Origin of the sequence: Alcaligenes sp. SORT26, from assembly GCF_017377875.1 — a bacterium.
In the GTDB taxonomy this organism is placed as follows: Bacteria; Pseudomonadota; Gammaproteobacteria; order Burkholderiales; family Burkholderiaceae_B; genus Alcaligenes; species Alcaligenes parafaecalis.
On record NZ_CP070975.1, the window covers coordinates 2,116,885 to 2,129,159 of the forward strand.

Below are 12,275 nucleotides of genomic sequence, written 5' to 3' on the forward strand. Positions count from 1 at the left end.
AACGGCACGTCCAGAAGAAAAACGCCCCCGAGAGCCATACGGCTCCCAGGGGCACAGGTCCGATAGTCCGCCCCCAAGCGGCAGACCACCGATACTCAATCACAAGACTATCAAAACAGACTTGTTAACGACGAATCATGTCCATCAAGCACGGACGCCCATCCAGGCCATGATGGAACACATCGTTCTTCTCAAATACTCAAGAGCTTGACTGGCATTAAAGACCAATCAACTTCATCGCCTCTTCACGCGTTGCCACGGTGGCGTACTTCTGACGCATGTCGAACAGGTTGGCCTCATGCGGGCCAATTGCACGATCACCCACGCAATCAGAGACGACCAAGGGGCGGAAGCCCAGTTGCATCGCATCGACCACGCTGGAACGCACGCAACCGCTGGTGACCGCACCGGCAACCAGCAAAGTCTGCACACCACGTTGGGTCAACCAAGCTGCCAAGGGCGTACCAAAAAACGCGGAGGGTACATTCTTGCGAACGACAAACTCGCCCGGTGCAGGAGCCAGCTCAGGCACGATGTGGCTGTTGTGCGCGTCTTCGGTCAGACCCAGCATGCCAGGGACTTTGATGCTGAAGATATTGTTATCAGCGCCATCGTCGGCATACACAATACGGGTGTGAGCCACAGGCCAGCCCTGTTCACGAGCCGTTGCCAGCAAGGTCTGCGTGTTCTCGATAGCCTCAGGGATATTGCCGCCACCAAATACCGCCGGGTCGGCAAAACCGTTCACCAGATCAATAATCAGTAAGCCATACGGAGCTTTAGGCTCCAGCGTCGACCCAAAACCTTGTTGAGCGTAAACCGCTCCTTCATTCGTACTCACCAACACCTCCATCCAATACCTTACCGTCACGCACTACGGCACGACCGTCCAGGCTAACCGTGCAATTACGCAAAGGAATGTCAATGTGACACGCCGTCGTACGATTGCCGCCTGCCTCGTTGTTCGGGCCCAGGGAGAACAGGAAGTTACCCTCGAAGGCACGTGCATCCATGCCAATGGTGTTCTCACGCGAGTACAGACCCAGCGTAGACCAATGACAACGCGGTTGCAGACCCCAGCCGATATGCGAGATAGCGTAGCCTTCGGGGTCATTAAAGGACTTCATGTACTCGTCCAATAGTTGCGCCTCAATACCACCTTCGATCTTCGTGGCGTAACCATTCTCCACCGTCAGAATAATCTGCTCGGAGGAATACTTTTTCTGCGGCAACAGAATGTCGCCCTTGTCGATCACGATGGTGCCGTTGGTACCCAACTCATTAGGCCAGGTCAGCACAAAACCGCTAGGCCAGTGGTCCCAACGACCGGGCTCGTCCACAAAACCATATTCACGAATAGCCGGGAACTCGCCCAAAGGGCAACGCAGATTGGTGCCTGCGGGAGATGTGATGCTCATTTCCTTGGCGGCTTTGATCAGACCCGCCGCCGCTGTCACACGGATACGATCCGCTTCGGTCGGCACGGTACGGACCAGAATTTCTGGTGGTTCCACCGCCAACAGAATCTTGGTACCGGACTTCAAAATGTCGATCTGCTCGGGCGAGAACAACAAAGTCATCAAATCCAGAACCAGATCGCTGGCTTTCAGCGCGGCAATCGCCGCTTCATTACCCGTCAAAGGCGTGGTGCCCAAGTAGGCCAACGAGTCACGGCTCAAGGCCTTTTCTGCATTGACAGGCAACAGATCCAGACGATTCACCACTGCGCCCATGGACTGGGCTGCGATCTGCGCGCACTGCATGGTTTGCTGATTGGTCGTGGAGCTGGTCAGCAAGGTCACTGTTTGACCCGCTTCCAGCTTGGACAGGCGCAGAACCTCTTGCCATGCCTCGATAAGTTGGTAATCACTCACTGCCATTTAGTCTCTCCTTGTGAGACACCTCGGCTTCAAACCGACATGCCTTATCACGACAGGGCCGCCCATGCGGCCCTTTCAACATCACACCAAGCGCTGGCCCAGGAAATCACCGAAGGCCTCGTAAAAGCCGGCTTCGTTGTCCCAAGGAATCATGTGACCAGCATTAGGCACGCGCACGTGCTGAACGCCAGAGGCCAGTTGCTGAATCTCGGCCACATCTTCATCACGCACCACGTCGCCACGCTCGGCAGTCATCAACAAAGCAGGGACGTTCAGATGCGGGAAGTCGACATGAATGTCATCGGTGTGGAAACCTTCAAAGCTGGCCAGAATCGCAGGCTCGTGGCAGGTGTGCAGCCACTGAGCACGCAATTGCAGTTGCTCTTGAGTCCAGGTCGGGCAGAAGGCGCGCATGTCTTCTGCGGTGCAACCCTTGCGAGCCATCGCCATGGAATCCACGTACCAAGGCAACTTGGAAGGATAGGCACGGCGGTCTGGGCCGGATACAGGAGGATCAACCATCACCAGACGGCTCAAGCCATCGCTGCTCTTGTGAGCCGCACGTAAACCAATGCGCGCACCCATGGAGTGACCAACCACGATGTAGTCTTTCAAACCCAAAGCCTGAGCCAGTGCGATCAAGTCATCCGCCTGTGCGTCCAGGCTGTAGTCCATACCTTCCGCTGCTTCGCTCAGACCACGACCACGCACGTCCTGGATGTAAGTATCGAAGTGCTTGCCGAACTGCTCGCCTACAAAGCCCCAGGTCACGGCCGGGCTGGTAATGCCAGGAACGATGATGACGGCAGGACGCTGATCGCGCCCACCGACGGAACCGCCAAAACGCAGGTAATGCTGACGAATGCCATTGGCGTGCACATGAGCGCCGTACAGAAATGTGCTCATGCTTAGCTCCGGTCCAGCTTGAACAGACGGGCGGCGTTGCCGTAGCACACCAGCTCGCGTGTCTTGTCATCCATCGGTGCCGCTTCGATGAAATCTGCTGCCAATTCGGTGGATTCGTAAGGGTAGTCCACGGAGAACAACACGGCCTCGGCACCCATTTCACCAATCGCGCCCATCAGGGTCGGGGCGGAACAGACACCAGAAGTGGTGATCAGAATATTGCTGCCGATGTACTCGGACGGCTTGCGCTTCAGGGTGACACCGTGCGGGTAGACTGCAAAACGGCTGTCGTAGCGCCAGCGCTGGAATGGCAGGCCTTCACCCATATGACCCAGCACCAGTTTCACTTCCGGACAACGGTCAAACACACCACCGAACAACATGCGCAGTGCGTGGGTGCCAGTCTCTACGCCCCAACCCCAGGTTGCGCCCATCAGCTCCGGGTGGCCAGAGTATGCGTGAGGCATTTCGTAAGCATCAAACGGGTGCAGATAAAACGGCACATCCAGCTTCTGCACGGTTTCCCAGAAGGCATCGTATTCGCGGCCATCGTAGTACACGCCATGCGTGTGACCGTTCACCAAAGCACCTTTCAAGCCCAGATCCTGCACCGCGCGCGTCAGCTCTTGTGCTGCGGCAGCCGGGTCTTGCATGGGCAAAGTGGCAAAGCCACCCAGGCGGTCGGGATGGCGTGCAATTTGCTGCGCCAGGAAATCATTGTTCTGACGTGAACGCTCGATAGCGACGGACACATCCTTTTCCACTTGCACGCCAGGACCGGTCTGCGACAGCACGACGTATTCGATGCCGGCACGGTCCATTACCTCCAGACGCTGTGCATCGAAGTCATGCAAACGAGCCATCAGTTCACGCGCGTCGGCACTGTCAATATGTTTGACAAAGGCCTTGGAATAATCCTCAAAGCCAACGGCGTTGAAGTGCTCCTCCAGTGCTATTTTTTTAATACGTTTCACCGTAAATTTTCCCTAAATTATTGATTTACTTAAGGTCAATCGTTTGACCCCCCAACAATATCTATCAGTATGCTGATTATTATTGTTTTCAGCAAGTCGGGAAATCACATATACTTTGGGGCGTGGACAGTGCCTGTAGAAATGACCACAAATCAGAAATTGGGGCTGCTGTTCACGCTAGCGTAGTCCTGCTTTCCTTGTAGACGCCGACCTTGCAGCCGTACCCTTTGCAGGTCGTCCCGCTTTCTGTTTGTTGCCTGTCGGGCAATGGGCAAAAGGCCACTCAATCGATGACTGACTTATCCATGAAGAATCACGCCGAGCTAAAGCAAGAAGAACGACTGGACGCCGACGGGGCCGAAATCCTGGGTCCAGTGGAAGAAGAAAATGCCGAGCTGTATCGACGCAAGCTGTGGTCCCGACCCGGTTTTCTGGTTCGCCGTCTTAACCAGATTCACTACGCCATGTTTTACGAGGAGTGCAAAAGTGACCTCACCCCTGTCCAGCACGGTGTTCTGTCTGTGCTGATGGGTTCGCCCTGGCTGGATCAAACGACTATTGGCTATGAACTGGGGCTGGATCGCACCACCTCAGCCGATGTCATCCGCAGGCTGGAAGAGAAAGGTTTGCTGGGGCGCCGCATCAACCCCGAGGACCGCCGGTCCCGTCAGACTTACATCACTGAGGCAGGATTGGCAGCGATGAAGGAAATCAGCACCGGCATGAATCTGGCTCAGGAACGCCTGCTGGATCCACTGACCGCAAAGCAGCGCCAAACTTTCATGACCATGCTGACGCGCGTCGTGGAGCACAACAACCAATACGGTCGTGCAGCGCTGAAGAATATGTGAGAGGTTCGGGGGGCTTCAGGCCCCTCGCGCGTACCAATCCGGTAGTTCAAAGGCATGCGCTGGCAGTTGATATAGCTGGCGCAAACTGGCCTGACTCAGCATGTCGCGGGGCTGGCCTTGCGCCAAGATGCCCCCATCCCGATACAAGATTACCCAGTCTGCCACGCGGGCCGCATGCTCGGGTTGATGCGTGCACAACAGCACACCCAAGCCCTCCTGACGCAAGTGCGAGACTTGATCCAGCACGCGTAATTGATTCGCGAAGTCCAGACTGGATGCGGGTTCATCCATGATCAGAAACTGCGAACGCTGCGCCAAGGCACGGGCAATCACACAGAGTTGACGCTCTCCGCCACTGATCTGATCAATGCGTTTTTCAGTCAGATGGCCTATGCCCAGACGCTCCAGGCAAACCCCTACCCATTGCCGGTCTGCCGCACTCGGCTGGGTGTACCAGGCCAGCTCACTGGCACAACCTAGCAGCACCCACTGCTCTACCGTGAAGGCAAATGCAGAGTCCTGCGCTTGCGGCACATACGCCAGTTGTCGAGCCAGAGCGCGACGACTCCATTGCTCCAAAGGTTTGCCCTGCACCCTGACCTGCCCGCTTAACGGCGGCTGCAAGCCCAGCAGAGTCCGCAACAGGGTGGACTTGCCACTGCCATTGGGGCCCAGCAAACAGACGACCTGCCCGGTCTGCACACGCAAATTCAGATTGCTGGCTACTTGCTTGCGCCCATAGCCGACAGCCAGATCAAGAGCCTCCAAGCCTTGTTCGCTCATCGCTGCCTCGCACCACGAGCCAGCAACAGCAAGAAGCCGGGGGCACCCACCAAGGCCGTCAGCACACCTAAGGGTAGTTCCAATGTGCCTATGCTGCGTGCCAGCGTGTCCGTCAACAGAAGGAAGGCAGCCCCTACCAGCAAGCAGACAGGCAACAGGCGCGAAAAATCCGGCCCCACCAGCAAGCGAGCCACATGCGGAATCAACAAACCCACCCACCCCACAATGCCCGCCAGAGCCACGCACACTGCCGTCATCAAGGTGGCACAAATAATCAGCAGGCAACGCAAGGCGGAAATGGGCATGCCCAGGGAACGCGCCTCATCATCCTGCAAGGCCAGTACGTTGATACGCCAGCGCAGCAGCCAGACAGGAACGACACAAGCCAGCACCATCATCGCAGCAGGCCAGACTTCGTAGGAGCGCACCGCGCTTAGGCCGCCCAGCAACCAGAAGGTCATGGAAGGCAACTGAGAATAGGGATCGGCCAGAATTTTGATCAGCGATAAAGCGGCACCCAGCAAGGTGCCAACCGCCATCCCGGCCAAGACCAGAATCAAAATCGGCGGATGATGGCGCAACATGCGCGCCAGACTCAGAACAATGCCTACGGCCAGCAAACCGCCCACAAAGGCGGCCATCTGCACGCCGAACAAAGAGAGGTTCAAATAGATAGCCAGAATCGCCCCCAGGCCCGCCCCCGAGGACACGCCCAGAATGTCGGGCGACACCAGCGGATTACGAAACATGGTCTGGTAGGCGGCGCCTGCGGTAGAGAGCGCGGCCCCCACCACCAGAGCCGCAGCAATACGCGGTAAGCGTAGATCCCAGATGACGCGTACCGCCTGACTTTGCGAGGTATCCGGGTCACTTGAAAAACCAGCCGCTAAAGCTCGCAGCACATCTGTCCCCGACAAAGGGTAAGCCCCCTGCCCCAGCGCAAACACCACCAGGACGGCCAGAATCAGCCCCAGAAAAAGCAGCAACAGCCCGTAGGGCAAACCCAGCTTCATGAGTTTTGTGTTGAACCCAAGGGGTCCAGCCCTTGCACCAGTCGCTTGATCTGCTCGCTGTCCAAAGACATGCCGTAAAAGGCTGAGTAGAAATCCTGCAACTCTGCCAGCATGCGTGGCATGGCCTCACTACCTTCCAGCAAGGCATTCAGCCAGATCACACCGGCCAGACGATTGATTCCCGGCGGGCCATCCAGCCAACCAAAAGGCAAGGCCGGAACACGATACAAACGTCCTTCCCGCACAGCCTTGAGCTGATTCCAGGGAGCCTGAGTCTTGGCCAACTCAAAAAAAGCATCATCCTGGGCGAACAGAATATCCGGGTCCCAAGCCAATAATTGCTCGTAAGAAATACGGCCCAACCGATTATCGCTTTTCTCGTCGCCCATGACCGTCAAACCACACAGCCGCAGCACTTCGGTATGAATGGACTGACCCATACCAGTTTCCAAGCCATCATTACCGCGTGCCAAATAGGCTTTCAAGCCCTTGGCTCGGGGTCGGGCAGCCTGATGGGCAATGTCCAGAATAACTTGAGCGCGTAAGGCCAATTGCTGACCGCGCTCTGCCTGCCCCAGTAAATGCCCTGCCTGACGCAACTGCGCCGGGCTGTCATTCAAACGACCATCCAGCAAAACATAGGGCACGCCGGTCTGTTCCTGCACGGACTTGGCGGCCGACTCGTAATAGGGATTCACATCCCCTATATCCACCACCATATCGGGCTTCAAAGCCAGCAGGCTTTCCAGGGACAAGGTACTGCCCCGACCAGCCAGACGGCCCAGATAAGGCAAGGAGAAACCCGCGGCGGCCATCTGGCCCTGCGCGGCAGGCGCCAACTGAAAAGGCCAACCTAAAAGAGTATGCGGCGCAAGGCAATACACCAGCACAGAAGCGGGCGGACCAGCGGCCACCACCCGGCCCACCTTGGCCGGGTCGGGCAGCTTGCCCGCCACGCTGATATGCAAATTGATAGAGGTACTGGCCCCAGCCTCCCCAGACTGGGCCAGCAAGCGGGCATGAGGCGCCAAAATCGGCAGTGCCGCCAAGGCACGCAATATATCACGACGCTTCATCCCGCCTCTCCCCCTTTAACTGCTAAGCACGATGTGCTTTAGAAACGATAGCTTCCGCCCACAAACCAGACACGTCCGGGCATGGGGTAGCCTTCTTTATATTGGTACAACTTGTCGCCCAGGTTACGTACACCCGCTTCCAGGGTGATGTCCGAATTCGGACGCCAGATACCCTTCAAGCCCAACAAGGCAAAGCCCGGTGTTTTTTCGTAAATCTGATCGCCCTTGCTATTGGCGTAGGAGTAGTAACGGCCACTTTCGGTTTCCACCGAACCCATTACTTCCCACTGTGCCGTCGGCTTCCAGCTCAAGTGAGCAAACAGACGGTGATTCGGCGTATCCACCAATTTGACGTCTGGATCAGACTGATTGCGACGATTCAAATAAGTGTATGCCAGGCCACCAGACCAGTGCGCCGAAAAATCCTGCTGCAAGGACAGTTCCAGACCCATTTGACGAGCCTTGCCCACGTTGGTGGCCTGATCACAAAAGCCTACAGGACGGTACTTGTCACAGCCGGGTGCCTGGATAACAGTGCTTTGAATCATGTCACGCACCTGGCTCAGGAACAGTGCCGATTCCAGTTGAGCACCTTCCCATGGCTGACCACGCAAGCCCAGCTCGTAGTGAATGGCATGCTCTGGTTTCAGATCCGGGTTGGGTTGGGCGTAACCCATACGGCTGGAGTAACGATCTTTAATCGTGGGGAAGCGGGTTTTGTAGGCCACGCTACCGTAGACCTGCATCGCTTCGCTCCAGTCGTAACCCAGCTCCAGCAGACCGTTGGTGGCATCGGTATCGCCGGTTTCAAAGTTATGCGCCTCTTTGGCTTTGCGACGCTCGTGGCTGGCACCAACGCGCAGTTGCCACTGCTCGCCCAGAGCAATGCGATCTTCAAAAGCCAGGGAGGTGGTTACGTCTTTATAGTGTTCCGTGCCAGCGGGCTTGGGATCACGGTGCTGATCTTCCTTGTAGTGCAAGGCAAAGTGCAGTTCGTGATTGTCCAGGCTGGTGTTCACCCACTCCAGCGCCGCACCACGGGTACGGTCCGTGTACTCGCTAGTCGGCCCAGTCAGCGTGGCGTACTGCCCGTCGCTATACATGTCCAGACCGTTCTTGTACTTGTCTTCGTACACACGGGTCTTGATGGTGTTGCTCTCACCAACCCGGGTGGAGCTCAGGAAGTACAGGCTTTCCTTGTCCCAGTAAGGCCAGCGCCAGTAGCGTTGGCCCAGCTTGGCATCATTCACGCCGGTGTAGACCGGATTGTCTTTCTGCCCTTTCTGGTTCACATAGCCAATGACGTACTCATCCGTAGCATTGGGGGTGATACCCAGTTTGAAGGATGCTTTCTTGTCCATTTGCGAGGCATTGCTGCGCATGCCGCCGGTATCGGTAGGGCGTGCTTTTTGATCCTCAAAACCACGGCCCAAAGGGAAAGTACGTTCGCCCGACCAGGACAGGCCAGCTTGCAAATACCAGGAACCCTGGTTAGTGCCCACGTTCAAGGCGCTGTAACGCTGATCGCCCGTAGCGTAACCAGCACGGAACTCGCCTTCAAATTCTTTAACGGGTTTGCGGGTCACCAGATTGATGGCACCACCCATGATGTTGGGGCCATACAGTAAGGAAGCTGCACCCTTGGCCACGCGAATTTCGCTCAGGTCCATCGTGGTGAAACGGGTGAAGTCCACATAGCCGTCGTACGGCACGTACTGTGGAATACCGTCAAGGAACAAAGGCACCTGACGCGAATCGAAGCCGCGCACATAGACCATTTGTTCATTACGAGCACCGCCCGCCGAAACGGTCACGCCGGGCTGCACACTGACGGCGGCACCCACGTCGCGCAAATCAAAAGCCTGCATTTCTTTCTGGCTAACCGCGCTCTCTCCCAAGGGAGCTTCACGATTCAGATTGGACTGCACGACCACTTTGCCCAACTGGAAAACGCGATCCTCGTTTTCTTGAGCGTGAGCCTGGCTAACTGCCAAGACCCCCATCAGGCTCAAGACCAAAGCGCGAGGTACAAAACAAACGGATTGATGACGCGCTGCTGTGGCGCGTTTGGACTGATGTCTCATTCCACTTCCCTATTCGATCTTTCTAATTGGTTTATGAACTGGTACTACACAAAAATGCACTGCAAAAAAAAACGGGCCCCAGGGGGCCCGTAAATAGAACCCATCATCGAGCGATGAGTGATGGTTCTTTCGAAAACACCGCTATATAGTAAAGCATATAGCGAAGAACTACAACTAGCCAGAAACTTTAAGGTTCAGGTTTTCCCGTCTTCCCAATTTGCGGCTTCTCGCCAACAATACGGCTGTACTGAGCATTTTTATCAACATGCTGTCAGCAAGGTGCTCGCACAAATGGGCACCGAATCCAATCCCAAGACACAGGACCCGCGCAAATACTGGCGCAAATCCACAGGAGCACAATTTATGTTTAAAGCTATGACGCGCGGTTCGGTCCGCCTGGTTGAACGCTATCTACCCGATCCGTATATTTTCGTCATTCTGCTCACACTGATTGCCGGGATTGCGGCAATGGCCTTTGAGCAACGCTCTCCCATGCAGATCATCCAGTATTGGGGCAATGGCTTTTGGGGTCTGCTGACCTTTGCCATGCAAATGCTGCTGGTCTTGCTAACTGGGCACATGCTGGCCAGCACACCTTTGGTAAAAAGCTGGTTGCGTGGTCTGGCCTCTCTGGCTCGCTCCGCAGGCTCGGCCATTATTCTGGTCACTCTGGTTTCTCTGGCTGCAAGCTGGATCAACTGGGGCTTCGGTCTGGTAGTCGGTGCCCTGTTCGCCAAAGAACTGGCCCGTCAGGTCCGTGTTGACTACCGCTTGCTGGTTGCCAGTGCCTACTCTGGCTTTCTGGTCTGGCACGGTGGACTGGCCGGTTCGGTTCCACTGACTATTGCCACCTCGGGCCACTTTTCCGAAGACAAGATTGGCATCATCGGTACATCCGACACTATCTTCGCCTTCTTCAATCTGGCCATTGTGATCGCCCTGTTTATCCTGGTGCCATTGATCAACCGCTTGATGCTGCCAAGCGATAAAGAAAGCATTTATGTGGATCCCAAGTTGCTGGAAGATGCTCCAGATGACACCACCCAAACCACGGATCGTCCTGCGGACCGTCTGGAAAACAGCCGCCTGATCTCGATTGTGATTGGTGTCGCTGGCCTGGCCTACCTGTTTGACTACTACGTGCTGCGCGGTGCGACCCTGAACCTGAACGTGATCAACTTCACCTTCCTGATTCTGGCTATCTTGCTGCATGGCACACCACGTCGTTTGCTGAAAAGCCTGGATGAAGCCATCCGCGGCGGTGCCGGGATTGTGATCCAGTTCCCCTTTTACGCAGGCATCATGGCCATCATGATCGACTCCGGTCTGGCTGCCAGCCTGTCCGAGTGGATGGTGTCTTTTGCCACCGCCACCACCCTGCCTTTCTGGACCTTCATGAGCGCCGGTCTGGTCAATATTTTTGTACCTTCGGGCGGTGGACAATGGGCCGTACAAAGCCCGGTCGTGATTGCCGCTACTCAGGCGCTGGACGCCGATATGGCTCGCACCGCCATGGCTGTCGCCTGGGGTGATTCCTGGACCAATATGCTGCAGCCTTTCTGGGCCTTGCCAGTACTGGCTATTGCCGGATTGAAAGCCAAGGACATCATGGGCTTTTGCCTGATTCAGCTCATTGTTTCGGGTATCGTGATTTCGATTGGCTTGACCTGGTTGTAAACCTGCCAAGCAATACAAGTGAAAGGGCCCGCTAGCTGCGGGCCCTTTGCTATCTAAAGCTCACTGCAGACCTGACTGACTTGCTCCCTGAACCAGGCGTAGGCAGAACTGGCACGCGTGCGTTCATGCCAAGTCTGGCACACACAAAACGGGGCTAAATCCAAAGGATGGTCCAGCACGTCCAGATTGTGCCCGACACAGAGCAGACGAGCCATACGCTCAGCCAAGCTGATTACGAAATCGGTACGCGCCAACAAGCCAGGAACTGCCAAAAAATGGGGCAGACTAACTTGCACTTGGCGCTGTAGTTGGCGTGTTTGCAAAGCATCAGCCAAACGACGCTCACGGCTGCCGTTATGGCCAGGCACCCCAATATGGCTACGTCTGCAAAACTCGTCCAAGTCCATAGCCTGGCCATTACGTCCGCAAGCTCTCATCACAACCACATAACGGTCATGAAAAAGCTCCTGGCGAAACAGAGGGTAAGACACCGCTGCCGACGATGACAGAACCAGATCAGCTCGCCCGCCCAGCAACCAATCCTCAGCCCCCAAATCCGCCATATCCAGGACCTCCAGGCTGCATTGCGGGGCATGCCGCTGCAAATGCGCCGTTAGGGCCGGAATCAACAAGTAAGACAGATACTCCGTCGTTGCCACTCGAAAACGAACATCCAGACTGAGTGGTTCACGCTGCTCCTTATCGGTCAGCAACAAGTCATCCAGCAAACTCAAGGCCTGCTCAATACGGGGGGCCAAAGCGCGCGCCTTGTGTGTCGGCTCGACGCCTTGAGCCGTACGCAAAAACAAGACATCACCAAAATACAGACGCAACTTCGCGATTTCCTTGCTCACCGTAGATTGATTGGACTCCAGCGTCAAAGCAGCACGGCTGACATTACCCTCTCGAAACACGGCAAGAAAAGTACGCAACTGGACCAAATCCAGATTCTTCATTTCACTCCCCCTGCTTACGTATTTCTATTTCAGCCTAATCAATCATTCCAATACGGAATTGCCTCGTTTTCAGGC

The 12,275-nt window shown here is 56.0% G+C and carries 11 protein-coding genes; 2 read left to right on the forward strand and 9 right to left on the reverse strand.

Translation table 11 applies throughout. The features are described from left to right. Nucleotides 1–217 precede the first annotated feature (217 nt). The 4 genes from JYG33_RS09775 to JYG33_RS09790 all read right to left on the reverse strand — a co-directional run bounded on the left by JYG33_RS09775 (nucleotide 218) and on the right by JYG33_RS09790 (nucleotide 3,760). A complete protein-coding gene (locus JYG33_RS09775; RefSeq protein WP_222668715.1) occupies nucleotides 218–841 on the reverse strand; it encodes an N-carbamoylsarcosine amidohydrolase in 624 nt (207 codons plus the stop codon). After that, the gene (locus JYG33_RS09780; protein WP_207872034.1) at nucleotides 828–1,880 is read right to left on the reverse strand and encodes a 2,5-dihydroxypyridine 5,6-dioxygenase; all 1,053 of its coding nucleotides are present in this window, start codon (nucleotides 1,878–1,880) and stop codon (nucleotides 828–830) included. The genes JYG33_RS09775 and JYG33_RS09780 overlap by 14 nt, the downstream gene beginning before the upstream one ends. Before the next feature lie 81 nt (nucleotides 1,881–1,961). Next, nucleotides 1,962–2,786 carry an alpha/beta hydrolase gene (locus JYG33_RS09785; protein ID WP_207872037.1) on the reverse strand — a complete coding sequence of 275 codons (825 nt, stop codon included), beginning with the start codon at nucleotides 2,784–2,786 and terminating at the stop codon, nucleotides 1,962–1,964. A 2-nt stretch (nucleotides 2,787–2,788) separates the two neighbouring features. Then, the gene (locus JYG33_RS09790) at nucleotides 2,789–3,760 is read right to left on the reverse strand and encodes an amidohydrolase family protein (RefSeq protein WP_207872041.1); all 972 of its coding nucleotides are present in this window, start codon (nucleotides 3,758–3,760) and stop codon (nucleotides 2,789–2,791) included. A gap of 290 nt (nucleotides 3,761–4,050) precedes the next feature. Here JYG33_RS09790 and JYG33_RS09795 point away from each other — a divergent pair, with 290 nt between their 5' ends. Next, the gene (locus tag JYG33_RS09795; protein WP_207872044.1) at nucleotides 4,051–4,611 is read left to right on the forward strand and encodes a MarR family transcriptional regulator; all 561 of its coding nucleotides are present in this window, start codon (nucleotides 4,051–4,053) and stop codon (nucleotides 4,609–4,611) included. A gap of 15 nt (nucleotides 4,612–4,626) precedes the next feature. On the opposite strand, the gene JYG33_RS09800 is transcribed toward JYG33_RS09795, so the two are convergent. The 4 genes from JYG33_RS09800 to JYG33_RS09815 are packed head-to-tail and all read right to left on the reverse strand — an operon-like array spanning nucleotide 4,627 to nucleotide 9,567. Then, on the reverse strand, nucleotides 4,627–5,394 hold the full coding sequence (locus JYG33_RS09800) for an ABC transporter ATP-binding protein (protein WP_207872047.1): 768 nt from the start codon (nucleotides 5,392–5,394) through the stop codon (nucleotides 4,627–4,629). Next, nucleotides 5,391–6,407 (reverse strand): iron ABC transporter permease, encoded by a 1,017-nt coding sequence (locus tag JYG33_RS09805; protein ID WP_207872050.1) that lies wholly within the window; start codon nucleotides 6,405–6,407, stop codon nucleotides 5,391–5,393. The genes JYG33_RS09800 and JYG33_RS09805 overlap by 4 nt, the downstream gene beginning before the upstream one ends. Further along, entirely contained in the window at nucleotides 6,404–7,483 is a 1,080-nt protein-coding gene (locus JYG33_RS09810; RefSeq protein ID WP_207872053.1) for an ABC transporter substrate-binding protein, read from the reverse strand. The genes JYG33_RS09805 and JYG33_RS09810 overlap by 4 nt, the downstream gene beginning before the upstream one ends. Nucleotides 7,484–7,521: 38 nt before the next feature. Next, complete coding sequence (locus JYG33_RS09815) at nucleotides 7,522–9,567, reverse strand: TonB-dependent receptor (protein WP_207872056.1); 2,046 nt, start codon at nucleotides 9,565–9,567, stop codon at nucleotides 7,522–7,524. A 363-nt stretch (nucleotides 9,568–9,930) separates the two neighbouring features. Between JYG33_RS09815 and JYG33_RS09820 the strand changes: the two genes are divergently transcribed. After that, nucleotides 9,931–11,244: a short-chain fatty acid transporter gene (locus JYG33_RS09820; protein WP_207872059.1), complete on the forward strand. Its 1,314-nt coding sequence runs from the start codon at nucleotides 9,931–9,933 to the stop codon at nucleotides 11,242–11,244. A 53-nt stretch (nucleotides 11,245–11,297) separates the two neighbouring features. Here JYG33_RS09820 and JYG33_RS09825 read toward each other — a convergent pair whose 3' ends face one another. After that, nucleotides 11,298–12,200, reverse strand: a complete 903-nt coding sequence (locus JYG33_RS09825; RefSeq protein WP_207872062.1) for a LysR family transcriptional regulator — start codon at nucleotides 12,198–12,200, stop codon at nucleotides 11,298–11,300. Between the last annotated feature and the right edge of the window lie 75 nt (nucleotides 12,201–12,275).